This is a genomic window from Bacillus sp. DC4300-2b2 (assembly GCF_049895685.1).
GTDB classification, from domain to species: domain Bacteria; phylum Bacillota; class Bacilli; order Bacillales; family Bacillaceae; genus Bacillus; species Bacillus safensis.
Map to the genome: position 1 here is coordinate 1 of NZ_JAFCSW010000009.1, position 17,534 is coordinate 17,534.

17 protein-coding genes, 1 rRNA gene and 1 pseudogene are annotated in these 17,534 nt (G+C 42.1%); all 19 read right to left on the minus strand.

What is annotated here, in order from left to right; genetic code table 11:
- Positions 1 to 67: ribosomal RNA gene (locus ACP69X_RS18380) — 16S ribosomal RNA — on the minus strand; the annotation flags it as partial.
- A gap of 344 nt (positions 68 to 411) precedes the next feature.
- On the minus strand, positions 412 to 1,911 hold the full coding sequence (gene lysS, locus ACP69X_RS18385; protein ID WP_426052954.1) for a lysine--tRNA ligase: 1,500 nt from the start codon (positions 1,909 to 1,911) through the stop codon (positions 412 to 414).
- Between the two features lie 90 nt (positions 1,912 to 2,001).
- Positions 2,002 to 3,003 (minus strand): tRNA dihydrouridine synthase DusB, encoded by a 1,002-nt coding sequence (dusB, locus tag ACP69X_RS18390; protein WP_041085283.1) that lies wholly within the window; start codon positions 3,001 to 3,003, stop codon positions 2,002 to 2,004.
- Positions 2,996 to 3,229, minus strand: a complete 234-nt coding sequence (locus tag ACP69X_RS18395; RefSeq protein WP_024425661.1) for a helix-turn-helix domain-containing protein — start codon at positions 3,227 to 3,229, stop codon at positions 2,996 to 2,998. Before ACP69X_RS18395 ends, dusB begins: the two co-directional genes overlap by 8 nt.
- On the minus strand, positions 3,181 to 3,684 hold the full coding sequence (gene folK, locus ACP69X_RS18400) for a 2-amino-4-hydroxy-6-hydroxymethyldihydropteridine diphosphokinase (RefSeq protein WP_107164244.1): 504 nt from the start codon (positions 3,682 to 3,684) through the stop codon (positions 3,181 to 3,183). Before folK ends, ACP69X_RS18395 begins: the two co-directional genes overlap by 49 nt.
- The gene (gene folB / locus ACP69X_RS18405) at positions 3,681 to 4,043 is read right to left on the minus strand and encodes a dihydroneopterin aldolase (RefSeq protein ID WP_024425659.1); all 363 of its coding nucleotides are present in this window, start codon (positions 4,041 to 4,043) and stop codon (positions 3,681 to 3,683) included. The genes folK and folB overlap by 4 nt, the downstream gene beginning before the upstream one ends.
- A complete protein-coding gene (folP, locus tag ACP69X_RS18410; protein WP_024425658.1) occupies positions 4,036 to 4,893 on the minus strand; it encodes a dihydropteroate synthase in 858 nt (285 codons plus the stop codon). The genes folB and folP overlap by 8 nt, the downstream gene beginning before the upstream one ends.
- A gap of 9 nt (positions 4,894 to 4,902) precedes the next feature.
- Entirely contained in the window at positions 4,903 to 5,751 is an 849-nt protein-coding gene (gene pabC / locus ACP69X_RS18415; RefSeq protein WP_073980045.1) for an aminodeoxychorismate lyase, read from the minus strand.
- The gene (gene pabA, locus ACP69X_RS18420) at positions 5,748 to 6,341 is read right to left on the minus strand and encodes an aminodeoxychorismate/anthranilate synthase component II (protein ID WP_426052955.1); all 594 of its coding nucleotides are present in this window, start codon (positions 6,339 to 6,341) and stop codon (positions 5,748 to 5,750) included. The genes pabC and pabA overlap by 4 nt, the downstream gene beginning before the upstream one ends.
- Before the next feature lie 13 nt (positions 6,342 to 6,354).
- Positions 6,355 to 7,773, minus strand: coding sequence for an anthranilate synthase component I family protein (locus ACP69X_RS18425; RefSeq protein ID WP_426052956.1), 1,419 nt, complete (start codon positions 7,771 to 7,773; stop codon positions 6,355 to 6,357).
- Positions 7,774 to 7,897: 124 nt separating this feature from the next.
- Positions 7,898 to 8,821: a cysteine synthase A gene (gene cysK / locus ACP69X_RS18430; RefSeq protein ID WP_426052957.1), complete on the minus strand. Its 924-nt coding sequence runs from the start codon at positions 8,819 to 8,821 to the stop codon at positions 7,898 to 7,900.
- Positions 8,822 to 8,898: 77 nt separating this feature from the next.
- Positions 8,899 to 9,807 carry a peptidyl-prolyl cis-trans isomerase gene (locus tag ACP69X_RS18435; protein WP_075612256.1) on the minus strand — a complete coding sequence of 303 codons (909 nt, stop codon included), beginning with the start codon at positions 9,805 to 9,807 and terminating at the stop codon, positions 8,899 to 8,901.
- A 46-nt stretch (positions 9,808 to 9,853) separates the two neighbouring features.
- On the minus strand, positions 9,854 to 10,729 hold the full coding sequence (gene hslO / locus ACP69X_RS18440; RefSeq protein ID WP_041085295.1) for an Hsp33 family molecular chaperone HslO: 876 nt from the start codon (positions 10,727 to 10,729) through the stop codon (positions 9,854 to 9,856).
- Between the two features lie 14 nt (positions 10,730 to 10,743).
- Positions 10,744 to 11,520 carry a type III pantothenate kinase gene (locus ACP69X_RS18445; protein ID WP_039175940.1) on the minus strand — a complete coding sequence of 259 codons (777 nt, stop codon included), beginning with the start codon at positions 11,518 to 11,520 and terminating at the stop codon, positions 10,744 to 10,746.
- Between the two features lie 161 nt (positions 11,521 to 11,681).
- Positions 11,682 to 13,583 carry an ATP-dependent zinc metalloprotease FtsH gene (ftsH, locus tag ACP69X_RS18450; protein ID WP_034284252.1) on the minus strand — a complete coding sequence of 634 codons (1,902 nt, stop codon included), beginning with the start codon at positions 13,581 to 13,583 and terminating at the stop codon, positions 11,682 to 11,684.
- A gap of 95 nt (positions 13,584 to 13,678) precedes the next feature.
- Entirely contained in the window at positions 13,679 to 14,218 is a 540-nt protein-coding gene (gene hpt, locus ACP69X_RS18455; protein ID WP_008357399.1) for a hypoxanthine phosphoribosyltransferase, read from the minus strand.
- A pseudogene (tilS, locus tag ACP69X_RS18460) lies at positions 14,215 to 15,637 on the minus strand (tRNA lysidine(34) synthetase TilS). The gene hpt and the pseudogene tilS overlap by 4 nt, the downstream one beginning before the upstream one ends.
- A gap of 96 nt (positions 15,638 to 15,733) precedes the next feature.
- Positions 15,734 to 16,741: a protein kinase domain-containing protein gene (locus tag ACP69X_RS18465; protein ID WP_041085345.1), complete on the minus strand. Its 1,008-nt coding sequence runs from the start codon at positions 16,739 to 16,741 to the stop codon at positions 15,734 to 15,736.
- The gene (locus tag ACP69X_RS18470; RefSeq protein WP_034325063.1) at positions 16,725 to 17,462 is read right to left on the minus strand and encodes a vWA domain-containing protein; all 738 of its coding nucleotides are present in this window, start codon (positions 17,460 to 17,462) and stop codon (positions 16,725 to 16,727) included. Before ACP69X_RS18470 ends, ACP69X_RS18465 begins: the two co-directional genes overlap by 17 nt.
- Positions 17,463 to 17,534: the final 72 nt, after the last annotated feature.

Genomic DNA, 17,534 nt, shown 5'->3' on the forward strand with positions numbered 1-17,534 from the left:
GCTCGACTTGCATGTATTAGGCACGCCGCCAGCGTTCGTCCTGAGCCAGGATCAAACTCTCCGAAAAAGTACAAAACCGAAGTTTTGTTTTTCGTCAGCGTTTGACTGACTACCTATGATGTATCATAGGATTTTTTTATAAAAACTCGAATTAACAGGTACGTTTTGTCTTGTTTAGTTTTCAAAGATCATTTTCGTTATCGCTCGTAAGCGACTTTAATATCTTACCATTTTTCATCAGTTAAAGTCAAGAACTTTTTTCAATTTCTTTTTTTAACCTCGTTGCTGTTTTGCGGCAACGAATAATAATATACCATCTGGATTCTTTCCTTGCAATAGTTTTTTTAAAAAAAGTTTCATTTTATGAAAAATAAAAAGCGCCATAGATAAAATGGCGCTTTGGTTGATGTATTAGCGGTTTCTCATTTGTGGGAAAAGCAGTACATCTCTGATTGATGGTGAATTTGTTAAAAGCATGATTAATCGGTCGATTCCGATTCCTAGACCACCTGTTGGAGGCATACCGTATTCTAACGCTTCAACAAAATCGTCATCCATTAGATGTGCTTCGTCGTTTCCTTCTTCACGTTCTTTTAATTGAGCTTCAAAGCGTTCTCTTTGATCGATTGGATCGTTTAGCTCTGTGAATGCATTTGCATGCTCGCGGCGTACGATAAACAGCTCAAAGCGATCAGTAAAGCGAGGGTCTTCAGGATTTTTCTTAGCTAATGGAGAAATCTCCACTGGATGTCCGTAAATGAATGTAGGCTGAACCAATGTTTCTTCTACTTTTTGCTCGAAGAACTCATTGATAATATGACCTACTGTCATATTTTTCGTGATTTCAACACCATGATCAGCAGCATGCTGTTTTGCTTCTTCTACAGACATCTCCTGCCAGAAGTCTACACCTGTTGCTTCTTTGACCGCTTCAACCATATGAAGTCTCTTCCATTCAGGTTTGAGATCAATTTCATCTTCTCCATATTGAATGGTTGTTGTTCCTAGCACCTCTTGGGCAATATGAGCAATTAGGTTTTCAGTCAGATTCATGATGTCTTTGTAGTCTGCGTATGCTTCATACAGCTCGATCATAGTGAATTCTGGGTTGTGACGAGTCGATACACCTTCATTACGGAATACACGGCCAATCTCGTATACTTTCTCTAGACCACCGACAATTAGGCGTTTTAAGTGCAGCTCGATCGCAATACGCATATAAAGCGGCATATCAAGTGCATTGTGATGAGTAATGAATGGGCGCGCTGATGCACCACCAGGGATGCTGTGCATTGTTGGTGTTTCAACTTCTAAGTATCCTTTAGAATCTAAGTATCTTCTCATGGATTGAATGATTTTGCTTCGCATGATGAACGTCTGCTTACTTTCTGGATTTACAATGAGGTCAAGGTAGCGCTGACGATAGCGTTGTTCAACATCTTTTAATCCATGATATTTATCAGGAAGCGGGCGAAGTGCTTTCGTAAGAACCTCAAAGCTGGTCGCTTTAATAGAAAGTTCTCCTACATTTGTTTTAAAAACAGTTCCTGTTACACCGATGATATCGCCTAGGTCTGAGCTTTTGAATAATTCGTAAGCTTCTTCCCCTACACTATCTTTACGAACATAGATTTGAATTTGTCCTTCTAGGTCTTGAATATGTGCAAAGCCAGCTTTTCCTTTTCCGCGCTTTGTCATCATACGTCCAGCGATTGTTACTTGAGCCACTTTTCCTTCTAAGTCTTCTTTAGAAAACTCGTCATATTCAGCGATAATTTGCGCAGATTGATGAGAACGGTCATATCGTTCACCGAATGGATCGATACCCTCTTCTCTCATTTTGTTCATTTTGTCACGTCTGACCTGGAATTGGTCATTTAATTCTTCGTTATTAAGCCCTTCATTACTCATTTATATCACTCCAATAATGTATTTTGCAGAGAAAAGCAGAAAAACTGCCAGTACATGCACTAGCAGTGAGCTACAAAAAGAAAGATAGTCTTATCCTACTTTTATACTTTGAAGCTCTTTTGCCTCGGCTTCGATCGTAAAGTCATCAAGAACTTGTACAAGCTCCGCTCTCGTTTCACTTTGATTGATTTGATTTCTCACGTCCGCATTGCCTCGAACACCTTTTAAGTACCATGCCGCGTGCTTTCTCATTTCTCTGACAGCCACATGCTCGCCTTTTAGTTCAATGAGTCTGTCTAAGTGAAGCTTGCACACTGACATTTTCTCACGCACGTTTGGCTCTTCTTTCAGTTCACCCGTTTCTAAATAATGAACCGTTCGATAAATCATCCACGGGTTTCCTAGTGCGGCTCTTCCGATCATGACAGCGTCCACACCTGTTTCATCAAGCATACGTTTTGCATCTTGAGGGGTTTTGACATCGCCATTGCCAATGACAGGAATGGATACAGATTGTTTAACCTCTTTAATAATATCCCAATTCGCTGTTCCTTCGTACATTTGCACGCGTGTCCGTCCGTGAAGCGCAACCGCTTGTCCACCTGCTCGTTCAACAGCACGGGCATTATCAATAGCAAAGATATGGTCTTCGTCCCAGCCCATTCTCATTTTCACTGTAACTGGTTTGTCTACAGCTTCTACGACAGCAGAGACCATTTCATAAATTTTGTTTGGATCAAGCAGCCATTTCGCTCCTGCATCACATTTCGTAATCTTCGGCACAGGACAGCCCATGTTGATATCAATAATATCCGCTGTGGTATTCTTGTCTACAAACTTTGCCGCTTCGACGAGTGTGTCTTTCTCCCCTCCAAATATCTGAAGGCTCAAAGGCTTTTCCCGTTCATCAATGTATAGCATACCCATTGTTCTTGCATTGTTGATCAGGATCGCTTTGTCACTGACCATTTCAGCGCAGACTAAGCCCGCTCCAAACTCTTTCACCGTCAGTCTGAAGGCAGAGTTGCACACACCAGCCATTGGTGCGAGCACTACTTTGTTTTTAATCTCGATATCTCCGATTTTAAACATTTTTCCCCCTCCTTTCTTCTTCAAGAATTGGCGAAAGTTCTTCCACCGTTATATTTAAAGCATCTGCTATTTGACCAACCAATTGGTTTGTTGGTAATCGATTGCCTCGCTCAATTTCTCCTAAGACAGAGACAGAGATGCCCAGTCTTTTCGCGAACCCTTCCTGAGTATACCCTTTTAGCTTTCGGTATGCACGAATTCTTCTACCCCACATGTCTTTTTCCATATGCTTACACCTTCTTGGTCTGTTACGGCATTTATTTGTACTTCGCCGATTTCTGGGCAAATCTCACTCATCGGAACAAGAACGAATAAACGTTCGTACATTCTAGGATGCGGCACTACAAGTTGTTCTGTTTCAATATTTTCACGATTATAAAGTAAAATGTCAAGGTCAGCCGTTCGCGGCCCCCATCTCACTTCTCTTGTTCTGCCTAACTCTTGCTCAATTTTCTGAGTAAGAGACAGTAGTTCCTCCGGACGAAGTGAAGTGACAATTTTCACGGCCATATTTAAAAAGTCATCTTGGTTTTCATAGCCTACAGGTGTTGTTTCATATATCGATGAGATTAATTCCACTTGAACCTCTGGATGTTCATGCAGTTTTTTGACGGCTTCTTTTAAATAGGTTTCTTTTTTACCTATGTTTGAGCCTAGTGCGATGTATGCCGTGTTATTCATGTGCGTGATCTCGTCATTTCAATTGCAACGGACTGATAGTGACCTGGAATTGGCGGATCTGGCTTGATCACCTTCACTGTACATTCCTGGACTGTCGGAAAGTCCTTTAACACTTGGTTTGCAATTCTTTCTGTCAGTGTTTCAACGAGATTGACTGGCTCACCTTCTACGATGCTTTTGCAAATTTGGTAAAGCTCTGCATAGTTGATGGTCTCATTGAGGTCATCAGTTTGTCCGGCTTTACTTAAATCAAGTGAAGCTGTTAAGTCCACGCGGAATCGCTGCCCTAATTTATTTTCTTCTGCAAATACACCGTGGTACCCGTAAAATTCCATTCCGTTTACATATACTTTATCGATGATAAGCGCCTCCCTTATTCAGCATGGCATCCATCATTTTTGCCATTCTTGCTATTTCTTTTACATCATGTACACGGACCATCGCACTGCCCTTTTGAATTCCAAGGCAAACCGTCGCACCTGTTCCTTCAGTACGTTCTTCAGGCGGCAGGTCTAAGACAGCACCAATGAATCGTTTTCGAGATGTAGCTAACAGCAGTGGATACCCAAGGTGACAAAAATGTTCGAGTTCATTCATGACCTTCAGGTTGTCCTCTTTATTTTTTGCAAATCCTACACCTGGATCTAATATGATCATGTCATCGCGGACACCTGCTTGCTGGGCAATTTGGACACTTTCTTTCAAATCGGCGATCATATCTGAAATCAGATGTGTGTAGTTTCGTTCTGGCCGATTGTGCATTAATATGATTGGGACATTGTGCTTCGCTGCCACATGTGCCATTTGGGGATCTGCCTTCGCTCCCCATACATCATTAATGATGGAGGCTCCAGCTTTCACCGCTTCATCTGCAACACGGGCTTTATACGTATCAATAGAGATAGGTACATCTAATTCTTTTGTGATCTTCTCAATGACCGGAATGACTCTTGAAAGCTCCTCTTCTTCCGAGACAAGTGCCGCTCCCGGACGAGTGGATTCTCCGCCAATATCAATAATATGTGCCCCGTCTTCTATCAGTTGCGCTGCATGAGCCAGCGCTTTATCTACTTGATTAAACTTTCCTCCATCTGAAAAAGAGTCAGGTGTGACATTTAAAATGCCCATGACTAATGTCTTTTCTTCATAACTAAGGGTATGGTGCTTGGCCTGTATGATTTTAGGCTGTTTTATCAATTGTTGTGTCATTGTGTCCACCTACTCTTTATGGTCTTGACGTTCTTTAGTGTATTGCATTCTTAACTTTGTTGAAATTGTCCGGCTGTTTTTGGGAAAGTGGATTTCTCCTATTCCTCTGAACGGTACAACTCCCTGAACAGAATTGGTCATCCATGCCTCATCAGCTGAGAGCAAATGTGAGACTGGGTATCGCCCTTCCTTTAGCGAAGCCCCCATAGCGCGGAGCGTTTCCATACAGTATCGACGAGTGACCCCATTTAAAATGCCTGTATCAAGTGACGGTGTATAGATCACATCATCTTTTCGCCAAAATATATTCGAGGTAATGCCTTCTGCCACATCATCTTCTTTTGTTAAAAAGATGCCTTCTAACGACGGGTCATTCCCCACTTCTCTTTTCGCGAGCAGGTTGTTCATATAATGATGAGACTTGAGGCGTCTTGGGCCTTCCGGTGTATTTCTTCTCGTTTGAAGAATGACTCCCTTTTTCTCATCCAAAATAGATTCTGGACGGAAAGGAGAGATCATGACAAAAACGACAGGCTCTTCATAAGGATCTGCAGAAAACCCATTGCCTCTGCCCGCAGAAACATTCAAGCGAATTCTCGCATGGCCGCCGGCTATTTGGTTTTTATTCAGTAAGGTATGAATGATGTCGAGTACAAATGGTTTCTCTATTGTGGATTCGATGCAAAGGTCACGTAATGATTGATTGAGCCTTTCAAGATGCCAATCCAACAGGAAGACTTGTCCTGCCAGGCTGGTAAATGTTTCGAATACACCGATGCCATATAGAAAACCATGATCAAAAGGAGAAAGAGTCGCGTCTTTCTCCTCTATATACTGACCGTTCAGATAAATGATCATGCGTTTGCTTCATGCCCCTTTTTACGATAGGTTTCAATGAAATTTTTCAGCATTTCTTTTCCGAAGGACGTCATAATTGATTCAGGATGGAATTGCACACTTTCAATCGGCAATTCTTTATGGCGAATCGCCATAAGCTCGCCTTCCTTTGTGCTGGCTGTTGCGTCAAAGCACTCTGGCAGCGTCTCGTTTTTGACAATTAATGAGTGATATCTCGTTGCAACGAGCGGATTTTGAAGTCCTGTGAAGACACCTTTTCCGTCATGTTTAATCTCTGACGTTTTACCGTGCATTAAGCGCTCTGCTCGAACAACATCCCCGCCAAAGACTTGTGCGATGGATTGGTGACCTAAACACACACCGAAGATCGGAATACTTCCTGCAAAGTGCTTGATCGCCTCCATACTAATTCCCGCTTCATCAGGACTGCATGGCCCTGGAGAAATCATGAGAAAATCCGGCTTGAGCTCTTCAATTTCCTGAATGGTCACTTGATCATTCCGTTTCACGATCAATTCTTCCCCAAGCTCACCTAAATACTGGACCAGGTTGTACGTAAATGAATCATAATTATCAATCATTAAAATCATACTCTGCTCACCTCTAACTCAAAATAGTCTCTTCTTTGCTCAACTGTATTGCTTTTTTCACTGCATAGGCTTTTTTAATCGATTCTTTGTATTCGTGTTTTGGGACAGAATCTATGACGATTCCCGCACCTGACTGCATAAAGGCTTTTCCTTCTGTACAATACGCCGTACGAATAACGATATTAAAGTGCATATCTTGATTGAATCCAAACCAGCCTATAGATCCAGTATAAAGCCCACGTCTTGTTGGCTCAAGTTCTTCTATGATTTCCATTGTTCTCACTTTTGGAGCACCTGTAATTGTTCCACCTGGGAATACAGCTCTCATGACATCTACCGCGTCACATTCATCACGCAGCTCCCCTTGTACATTGGATACAATATGCATCACGTGTGAATATTTCTCAATCGCCATAAATTCGTTCACTTTTACGGATCCATAAGTGGATACTCGTCCAAGGTCATTCCGCTCAAGGTCAACGAGCATCACATGCTCTGCGCGTTCTTTTTCATTTTCAATCAGTTCTTTTGCCAGCGCTTGATCCTCAGCGTCGTCTTTGCCTCGTGATCTTGTTCCAGCAATTGGTCTTGTTTCTAGCTGAGTCCCTTTTTTCTTAATAAGCAGCTCTGGAGATCCACAAACAATCTGGAAGTCAGGCGTATGCAGGTAAGACATATAAGGAGAAGGATTCACTTGACGTAACGTTTTGTATAAATCATACGGATGAGTGTGAAGCTGTTCATCTTGTCTGATAGATAAGTTCACTTGGAACACATCACCGTTTGCGATATATTGCTTAATTTTCTCTACTGCTTCTCCAAAGGTTTCTTCAGTAAAAGGTGCTGCTGGTACAAATTCTGTGGAAGATTCATTGACAGGTGATTGTGCTGATTCTTCAAAAGAGCTTGTCCACTTTCGCTTCCATTCTTCAAGCCTTTGATTCGCTTCACTCATTGGTTCTGCTTCCTCTGTGTGAGTAATCAGCCACAGTGCATTCTCTTCATGATCAAAAACTGCAACATCGTTAAACACGAGGAAATAAAGGTCTGGTGTTTTAAGATCATCAATTGCCAGCATCTTAAAATGCTCGATGTATCTAGCATAATCGTAGCTTAAAAACCCAATCGCTCCACCTTGGAAGTCGGGGTATTCGTCGTTTGTTTCGGTTTGAAGGGATTGAAACCAATCCGTAAACGCTCTGAATGGATCACCTTCTTTGAACAATACCTCATCTTGATAATGGATGGTCGTCATCCCATCTTTCCCCTTCGCTTTAGCGATCGGGTGAATACCAGCAATGCTATATGAACCGCCGCGTGCACTTTCAAGAAGCACATGATGTGTTTCACGAGCAGTTAATTCTTCGTATCTTTTTAAGAATGCATCTTTCGTAAAAGGAATTTTGATGCCCATCGGCCTGCGTTGTGTCATGTTATCATCCTTTTTCATTTTCATTAATCTTATTGTAATGCAATCCAATTTATTTAGAAAATAGTATTTGCTTTCCATCTTCAGAATTCATGAAAAAACCCCAGCAAATGCTGGGGTGATTGGTTTAATCGAATTGATAAAGAGGTGTACTGAGGTAACGCTCACCGTTACTTGGGATGATTGCGAGAACCTTTTTCCCTTTACCAAGCTTTTTCGCTGTTTGAAGTGCTGCGTAAATAGCTGCTCCGGAAGAAATACCGCCAAGGATTCCTTCTGCTTTCGCTGCTTTTCTTGCAAGCTCAAATGCATCTTCGTTTTTCACTTGGATGATGCCGTCATATATTTCTGTGTTCAGGATTGAAGGAACAAAACCTGCTCCAATTCCTTGAATTTTATGCGGACCCGGCTTTCCACCTGACAATACAGGGGAATCTGTCGGTTCTACCGCATAAAGCTGGATCGATGGGATGGCTTCTTTTAGGACTTCACCAGCACCTGTAATCGTACCGCCCGTACCGACACCTGCAATAAATGCATCAAGCTCGCCGTCAAACTGTTCAAGAATTTCTTTCCCAGTTGTACGACGGTGAATCTCCGCATTGGCTTCGTTGCTAAATTGCTGAGGCATGAAGTAACCATGCTCTTCTGCCAATTCTTCTGCTTTTTTGATGGCACCTTTCATTCCTTCTGCACCTGGTGTTAAGACAAGCTCCGCACCATAAGCACGTAAAAGGTTGCGGCGCTCCTGACTCATTGTGTCTGGCATAACCAAAATCGCATTGATTCCTTTAGCAGCTGCTACCATCGCAAGGCCGATCCCTGTGTTTCCACTTGTAGGTTCAATAAGCGTATCGCCAGCTTTTAGTGTACCTTTTGCTTCAGCATCTTCGATCATCGCTAAAGCAATACGATCTTTGACACTGCTTCCCGGGTTCATATATTCAAGTTTCAAGTAGACATCCGCACTGTCTTCATCTACTAAACGGTTTAATTTAACGACTGGTGTATTTCCTATTAGTTCAAAAACTGAATTTGCAATACGAGCCATCACTAACACCTCTATCTCCGAGTAATTTTATTGTATTAATATTAAATTATCAATTTCAAAAAATTTTGTCAATGCTTTTAGTCCTGCTCGCCATCGTAAAACCATGTGACTTTTGCTTCTTTCCACAGGGTTTTGACATTCGCCTTTTCACCTAGATCTTCCATCGCAATCTGCCTTTTAATCTGATCTTTGACTTCGTCATAGGAGAAAGAGCGGCCATTTAATTTTTCTTTTAACTGAATAATGGCATACCCGTTTTTGGTCTGAATCGGCTCTTTCGTCCATTCATCTGGCTGAAGCTTTTGAGCTTCTTGTATGTATAGGGCTGGGATACTTTCCTGCTCTTCTGTCACAAATCCAAGATCTCCGCCGTATGGTGAGGTGTAACGGTCGATTGAACGTTCAGCTGCCACGGCTTCAAAGCTAGATCCACCTTTTAAATCTTTCAATACATTTTCAGCCTCGCTCTTTGTCTTCACGACGATATGGCGAATGCGGTATGAATCGTCATATTGATATAAGTCCTTGTTTTTTTCATAAAACGATTTCGCTTCTTTTTCAGAAACGACGGCATCTCTTGTTAAAAGCTGCTCTAATAAAATTTGATAACGAATCTGTTCTTTCCATTCTTTCTCACTTGTATGTCCATCTTCGTAGAAATTATTAGATACTGCTTTGAGCATAAGCAATTCACGATTGATCTCTTCCGAAGACACGTCCAGCTTGTTTTGCTTGGCAAGCTGATTGACCACCTTCTGATTGATCATTTGTTCAAGTGTTGCCTTTCCGTAGCGGTCTTCCATCTTCTTTAACCATTCTTGACGCGTTACCTTCTCTTTTCCAATCGATGCAATTTCTTCACCGCTCTTCCCGTTAGAAGAAGCCTGTGACATTTGTGACTTTGTTAATACATATGCAATGACAACGGCATTAATCATGAGCAACACGAGGATAAATGTCCATACCACTCTTGCTTTTAATCTCATCTTTCGTCTCCTTTCCATTCTAAAAAGAAAACCCGCTGCTTAGAGCTTAGCGGGTTAATTCTTCACGTAGCTCTTCTAGCTCTTCTTTTGTAAATACATACGTTTCGTTACAAAAATGGCATTGAGCTTCTGCTTGTCCGTCTTGTTCAATCATATCATCAATTTCGGCTTTCCCTAGGCTGATAATGCCATTTGCAAACCGTTCTTTTGAGCAGTTACAAGAAAATTCGACGGGTACAGTTTCTAAAATTTGAGGCTTTTCACCGAGTACTTCTTCTAATATTTCTTCTGGTGTCATCCCTTTTTCAATGAGTTTAGAGATTGGTTCAATGGTTGACAGACGCTTTTCTAGTCTTTCAATGACAGCATCTTCTGTACCAGGCAGCAATTGAATGATGAAACCGCCCGCTGCGAGAATCGAATTATCTGGATTGACAAGGACGCCTACGCCTACAGAAGAAGGCACTTGCTCAGAAGAAACAAGATAATAAGTGAAGTCATCTCCAATTTCACCTGAGACAATTTCCGTTTGTCCTGTAAAGTGGTCCTTCAGCCCGATATCTTTGACAACACTTAACGTTCCAGATGTTCCGACTGCACGTCTAACATCCAGCTTGCCATGTTCATTTAAGTCAAAGTGAACTTGTGGGTTTGAGACATATCCTCGCACCTGGCCATTTGCATTTCCATCAGCAATAATGGCGCCGATTGGTCCACCGCCTTCTATTTTGACAGTTAGCTTATTCTCACCTTTCAGCATAGCACCCATCATGACTGTTGCTGTCATCGTTCTGCCGATAGCTGCTGATGCAGTCGGCCACGTATGATGTCTTCTTTGCGCTTCGTTGATTGTATCTGTTGTGTTTGCAGCATATGCGCGGACTTTTCCGTCATATGCTAACGCTTTAACTAAGTAATCCATTTGATTTAAACCTCCTATAATACACCGACACGATTACGTTCATAAATGAGCTGCAGTCCTTTTAATGTCAGGAATGGATCGACAATATCAATACAGTCTGATTCATTTCCAATCAATGTAGACAAACCGCCTGTTGCAATGACTTTCGGTGTTTGTTTGGCTTGCTGCTTCATCCGTTTCACTATTCCCTCGACTTGGCCAACATATCCATAAAGAATGCCGGATTGCATCGCACTGATGGTGTTTTTTCCAACAATGTGATCTGGACGGACAATTTCAATTCTCGGCAGCTTCGCCGCTCTTGTATATAAAGCCTCAGTTGAGATGGTAATACCCGGTGCAATCGCTCCACCCATGTATTGTTTTTGTTCATTGATATAACAGTAGGTTGTTGCTGTTCCAAAGTCTACCACAATAAGAGGCGCCCCATAGAGGTGAATTGCTGCTACTGCGTTGACAATTCGATCTGCACCGACTTCCTTTGGATTGTCACACATAATGTTTAATCCAGTCTTCATTCCAGGCCCTACAATTTGGGGTGTTAGGTGAAAATACTTTTCGCACATTCTTTCAAGTGCGAACATCATTGGCGGGACCACAGACGAGATGATAATCCCTTCTATTTGATCAAACATCAGCCCCACATAATCGAATAAAGCCCTAATGGACATACCAAATTCGTCTTCTGTTTTATGACGGCTTGTTTCAATTCGCCAATGGTAGTTTAGATCGCCATTATGATAAACACCTAAAACGGTATTTGTGTTTCCTACATCTATCACGAGTAACAACTTCATCACCACTTTGAATAGTTTCTCAAAAAGAGCATTTTTCGACTTTCTATCATACCATACACGAATTGAGTTCCATTTGTAAACAATTCGAAACCGATCCATTCATGAATCGAAATAAAAAAGCTGCCGGTGATCCCGGCAGCTTTCATAGAAGGAGATTAGATCTCCTCATCTTCTTTTTTCTTGATGTTTACTTTCACATCATCGTTTTTCTCTTCGTCATCTGCGTATACACGCTCTGGAAGCTTTCCAGTTTCGTAAAGAGATTTAATTTGTTCAGCATCTAATGTTTCAACTTCTAGAAGGGCTTGTGCGATGATTTCTAGCTTATCTTTATTCTCAGTGAGAATTTGTTTCGCACGTTCGTAGCTCTCCTTAATGAAGCGCTGAACTTCTTGGTCAATTTCGTAAGCGATCGCTTCACTATAATTCGGCTCATTGTTGAAATCACGGCCAAGGAATACTTGACCTCCTTGTGATTGACCGAATTGAAGCGGACCAAGTTTATCAGACATACCGAACTCTGTGACCATTCTTCTTGCAATGCCTGTTGCACGCTGGAAGTCGTTGTGAGCGCCTGTACTTACTTCACCAAACGTAATTTCCTCTGCAACACGACCACCGAGCAAGCCGACAATCTTATCAAGAAGCTCTGGCTTCGTTTGGAAATAACGGTCTTCTCTTGGAAGCATGACCGCATATCCGCCTGCCTGACCACGAGGAACGATCGTTACTTTATGCACCATGTCCGCTTCGTCTAAGATAAGACCAATGACGGTATGACCTGCTTCATGGTAAGCCACGATATTACGTTCTTTCTTCGAAATGACGCGGCTTTTCTTCGCCGGCCCAGCGATGACACGGTCAGTCGCTTCGTCGATATCACGCATATCGATTTTCTTTTTGTTTTGACGGGCAGCAACAAGTGCTGCTTCGTTTAGTAAGTTCTCAAGATCTGCCCCAGAGAACCCTGGTGTTCTGCTTGCAATGGCTTTTAAGTTGACTGACTCGTCAAGCGGTTTGTTTTTCGCATGAACTTTCAGTACTTCTTCACGGCCAATAACATCTGGGCGGTCAACCGTAATTTGACGGTCAAAACGTCCCGGACGCAGCAATGCAGGGTCTAGAATATCTGCACGGTTCGTCGCAGCAATGATAATAATACCTTCGTTGGCACTAAAACCATCCATTTCGACAAGAAGCTGGTTAAGCGTTTGTTCACGCTCGTCATGACCACCGCCAAGACCGGCTCCACGCTGACGACCCACTGCATCAATCTCATCAATAAAGATTAAGCAAGGTGCATTCTTTTTTGCATTTTCGAATAAATCACGTACACGTGATGCACCGACACCGACGAACATCTCGACGAAGTCAGAACCACTGATGCTGAAGAAAGGAACGCCTGCTTCTCCTGCAGATGCTCTCGCAAGCAATGTTTTACCTGTACCTGGAGGTCCTACTAGCAAAACCCCTTTAGGGATTCTTGCGCCAAGCTCCGCAAATTTACGTGGGTCCTTCAGGAATTCAACCACTTCTACAAGCTCTTGCTTTTCTTCATCTGCACCAGCAACATCTTTAAATTTCACACGTTTCTTCTCTTCTGTGTAAAGCTTCGCCTTACTCTTACCAAAGTTCATGACTCGGCTTCCGCCGCCCTGAGCTTGGTTCAATAAGAAGAAGAACAGGATAAAGATGATGATAAACGGAATGATGGTTGTCAGAACTTGCAGCCATCCATTTGTTTCAGGTGCTGGTTCTACTTTTACATCTGTATTCTTCAGTGCACTGTAAATTTGGTCAACACCTTGACCATCTGGAACATGGGTAATGAAGTATTGATCTTTCTTCGCGCCATCTAATTGACCACGAATTTCATAAACCCCTCTTACAGGCTGAATGGAGATACTCTCCACTTTTCCCGCACTTAGATTTTGCGAAAATTTGCTGTAAGACATGTTCTCAGGCTTTTGATTTGGGGATCCTAACCAACTAACGACCCCTATCACAAGTAATAAAATAAGTATATAAAAAATCGTATTACGAAAAACCCGATTCATTCCTTACCTCCTCCCACAGTAAGCACAACTATGTTCAATAGTATCATAGAAAATCATTCCAACACAACCAATAACCTCATGTATACGTATGCTGATCAGCCTTCGTAAACAGATGGTTTTAACACTCCAATATACGGGAGGTTTCGGTAACGTTCAGCGAAATCCAATCCATAGCCGACAACAAATGCATCTGGTACTTCAAATCCAACATAATCTGCTTTGATGTCTGCTTTGCGGCCGCTTGGTTTATCAAGCAATGTCACAATTTTAATGGAATTTGCTTTACGGTATCGGAAAAGCTCTACCAGATAGCTCAAAGTTAACCCACTGTCGATGATATCTTCCATAATCAAAATATCTCTTCCTTCAACAGAAGTATCTAGATCCTTAATGATCTTTACTTCTCCAGAAGATACGGTAGACTTTCCGTAGCTAGATACATCCATAAAATCAAGCTCTAAATATGTATCAATGTGTTTGATCAGGTCTGCCATGAATGGAAGAGCCCCTTTCAAAACACCAATAGCCAGGGGAAATTTACCATCATAATCGCTGGTTAATGTTGCACCCAGCTCCTTCACTTTTTGCTGGATCTCTTCTTCTGAGATCAAAATCTTTTCAATATCTTGTTTCATGCTTTTGCTTGCCCCCTACAAATTTTCGTGCTGTCTATATTGTAATACAATGAGATCGCTGTTTGTCATATCAATTTCTTCAAAAACAGATTTTTTCAGACCTGGGATCCAGATGATTTGATGATCCGAGTCAGTGACGATCGGCCAGCTGTCTCTTTCTGCAAGAGGCACTTTTTTATCAATAAATATATCCTTCACCTTTTTTGATCCATTCATCCCTTTAAGTTTGATTCGATCACCATTTTTTCGTGAGCGAATGATCAAAGGGAGACGAACATGATCCTTTTGAAGCAAGAAAAAATGGTTTCCGTTCCGTGCATCCTTCGGAACATGATTTGATACGACGATAGACTGTCCATTTGGGAGAAAAAGCTCTTCTCCGAGCTCAACCTTTAAGTGAAGAGCATAAGACTGGTCTACTACATGCGATCGTTCAAAGGTAAACATACAGTGATCATAAGACTTGACAGCTTGTAAACCTTTTGGCAAATCTAATGATCCAGACGGTTGATCAGTATGAGATAACCAGTCTAAAGTCCCTAGAATATGCTGATTTGAAAACGCTGATTGAGTGTTTTCATAAAGATAGTTTAATATTAGTTGAATGCCTCTTCTTTGTAAAGGCAAAGGCAGGTCAAGCAAAGGCTTCGTTTTGATCTCAATTTGCTTAGGCGATTGACTCGTTATCACTTGGTTCATTTGTTCCTTTGTTAAAGCCTGCAAGTATTGCTCATCCTCAGTCAGCATGTCACTTACAAACTGAAAGCTTTCATGTACATGAGGTGCCTCTTCTTTTAACACGGGAAGAATGTGTCTTCTTACCCGGTTTCTCAAGTAGTCATCTGTATGATTGCTTTGATCAATGACATAGGGAACATGTTCTTTTTCACAAGCTTTTAGCACGTCGTCCTTAGAGTATCCAATGAGCGGACGAATCAGCCATCCATTTTGAAAAGGACGTTTTGCTTGGATACCCGCGAGTCCTATACCAACAGTTCCTCTCGCAAGTCTCATCATCATTGTTTCTACTTGGTCGTCTCCATGATGTGCAAGCGCTATAAATTGAGCGTTGTATTGCTCCATCAATTGACGAAAGAAAGCATATCTGCACTCCCTTGCAGCTGCCTGTTTGTTTAAGCGGTTTTCTTTTGCATATTGGGTGACCTGTATGCGGGACGATTCAAAAGGGATCTCGTGCTCTTTACAGTAAGCCTCAACAAATGCCAAATCAGCAAAGGACTCTTCTCCTCTGAACATGTGATCTACATGGGCTGCAATCAGCTGATAGGAACCTTTGCGACGCTTGTTAAGTTCATGCAGTAAGAGCATAGAATCCGGTCCGCCGGAAACCCCGACAATGACTGTCGTATTTTCAAGGTAAACATCATGTTTTTTCAAAAAAGATTCAATTCTATTCACAACTTCCTCCTCACAAAGAGCAGGTAATTTAAAGATATACATATCCTATCACTTTCAGTAGCTCCAAGCAAAGAAGAAGCCTGCTTTTTTACAGCTCTACAACAGGAACAAAACCACATATGCACAGTAAAGGGCGAGTACACTGCACACGATAAGAATGGTTTCAAAAAGTCCGCCTGATTTTTTACGTACTGACGTTCTTTTTGCTGCTGCAGCCCGCGATCGTGAAGCCACTTGTTGATTTTGATTAACAGCGGGTTTTGGCGCGTTTTTTTGCTGTTGCTTCTTTTGGCGCGATTTTCTTGATTCAATCAGCTGTCCTTCTTTCAGCATCGCACTTTTCATGTCTGCTGCTGATTGATATTTACCTTGTAAAGCAGCCTTTAACACCCTTTCATATCGCTTTAATAAAGGATGTCCTTCAATGGCTCGATAAAGCTGCTTTTCTGGTTCTGCTCCTTTTTTGAATTCTTTCTTATACGCACAGTTAACCATCACCATGGTCAGGGCAAATAAATCATAAGTTGGTTCAGCTTTTCGTGAGCCGAATCCCCAATAGCCTCGATCAAAAAACTCGGTATACTCCTTAATTGCCCTGCCCGCTTTTGTCGTTCCTCCCACATCAATGCACCGGATCGTGGCAGGGGGACCAGAAACAATGAGATTATCAGGCTTTAAGTCACCAAAAATCCATCCTTCCTGATGTAAATGAGCCAGGCTAGATAAAAGCTGAATCATCAAAACAACGATCCATTCATCACCCTTTTGTTTTACAAACTCAAGCAGTAATGGGCCTCTAACATATTCCATCACGTAAAAGGAGCGTTTTTGAGGCATACCGGGATAAATCGCATCATCCATATCATAAAAAGAAGGCCCCATGGTTTTCACAGGAGCCTTTGAAAAGGATTTTAATACATTGACTTCAGATGCAATGAGCATACTGTCATCACTCACTTTAAGGGCCGCTTGCCCATGTGGCGATTCGGCCAGATAGACAACACCGTTCGCCCCTTTTCCAAGCTCTTTTACAATACGGTAATGATGGTGGTGCCATTTCCCTTGAATCACCGTGCCTAACGGGATGTTAGAAACCGAATTCATCATCATGCTCTTCCTTTGCTTCAAGCAGCCCTTTACGTGAGCGAACTGATTTGAAATGCTGAAGTGCTTCCCGAAGTGCTGGTCCCGTTGGGGTGATTCCTCCAGTGGTCAGTTTTGGGAAAATAGATGATAATGAATCGAATCGAGGCGTCCAATTCAACACAATTTCAGCATCTGAGTTTTTCCCGGGAAATACACACATCCCAAACTGATTTTCTCCAATTCTTGAATTTAAACTGATGGAAAGGTCGATAAGTGCTTCTTTGACAGTCGGCAGCTTCGGTTTCATACTTGCACTTGTATCAACAAGCACGAGTACTTGAAGGTGAACAGTCTCTCCTAGCTCATCAACAACCTCCATTACTTCCCCGCGCTTATCAGGTGGAAGCTCTTCAATTTCAGTGTCTTTGCCGAGTATTTGCTGCAATTCTTTATTCACAACACCTTGTAAGGTTTGTGTCATCGCTTTTTTCGTGACCATTTGTACTGTTTGAGATAATTGCTGGACGTAGACAACTTGATGGATGCCTCCGCCTGCGAGAGCAATCCCCTCTACTTCTTTCATCGCTTCATGATCGTGTCTGTTTTCTTCCATAATGCCAATGACATTGACTGTAATCCCTTGTTCCTTTGCCAATGAGGCAATCGCAAGCGGATCTTCCCCGTGATTTGAGCAGCCATCTGTAATCAATAAGATTTGGTTGACGTGACCTTTTCGCATCTTCATTCCTCCTGGGATTGTAACTGAATGCTTATATCCCCATCATCGCCAGAAGAAATTCATATTATACGA

What these genes read in the sequence shown, in the direction of transcription:
- lysS (WP_426052954.1), bottom strand. Translation starts at nt 1,911, where the DNA reads ATGAGTAATGAAGGGCTTAATAACGAAGAATTAAATGACCAATTCCAG.
- dusB (WP_041085283.1), bottom strand. Translation starts at nt 3,003, where the DNA reads ATGTTTAAAATCGGAGATATCGAGATTAAAAACAAAGTAGTGCTCGCA.
- ACP69X_RS18395 (WP_024425661.1), bottom strand. Translation starts at nt 3,229, where the DNA reads ATGGAAAAAGACATGTGGGGTAGAAGAATTCGTGCATACCGAAAGCTA.
- folK (WP_107164244.1), bottom strand. Translation starts at nt 3,684, where the DNA reads ATGAATAACACGGCATACATCGCACTAGGCTCAAACATAGGTAAAAAA.
- folP (WP_024425658.1), bottom strand. Translation starts at nt 4,893, where the DNA reads ATGACACAACAATTGATAAAACAGCCTAAAATCATACAGGCCAAGCAC.
- pabC (WP_073980045.1), bottom strand. Translation starts at nt 5,751, where the DNA reads ATGATCATTTATCTGAACGGTCAGTATATAGAGGAGAAAGACGCGACT.
- pabA (WP_426052955.1), bottom strand. Translation starts at nt 6,341, where the DNA reads ATGATTTTAATGATTGATAATTATGATTCATTTACGTACAACCTGGTC.
- ACP69X_RS18425 (WP_426052956.1), bottom strand. Translation starts at nt 7,773, where the DNA reads ATGACACAACGCAGGCCGATGGGCATCAAAATTCCTTTTACGAAAGAT.
- cysK (WP_426052957.1), bottom strand. Translation starts at nt 8,821, where the DNA reads ATGGCTCGTATTGCAAATTCAGTTTTTGAACTAATAGGAAATACACCA.
- ACP69X_RS18435 (WP_075612256.1), bottom strand. Translation starts at nt 9,807, where the DNA reads ATGAGATTAAAAGCAAGAGTGGTATGGACATTTATCCTCGTGTTGCTC.
- hslO (WP_041085295.1), bottom strand. Translation starts at nt 10,729, where the DNA reads ATGGATTACTTAGTTAAAGCGTTAGCATATGACGGAAAAGTCCGCGCA.
- ftsH (WP_034284252.1), bottom strand. Translation starts at nt 13,583, where the DNA reads ATGAATCGGGTTTTTCGTAATACGATTTTTTATATACTTATTTTATTA.
- hpt (WP_008357399.1), bottom strand. Translation starts at nt 14,218, where the DNA reads ATGAAACAAGATATTGAAAAGATTTTGATCTCAGAAGAAGAGATCCAG.
- ACP69X_RS18465 (WP_041085345.1), bottom strand. Translation starts at nt 16,741, where the DNA reads ATGAATTCGGTTTCTAACATCCCGTTAGGCACGGTGATTCAAGGGAAA.
- ACP69X_RS18470 (WP_034325063.1), bottom strand. Translation starts at nt 17,462, where the DNA reads ATGCGAAAAGGTCACGTCAACCAAATCTTATTGATTACAGATGGCTGC.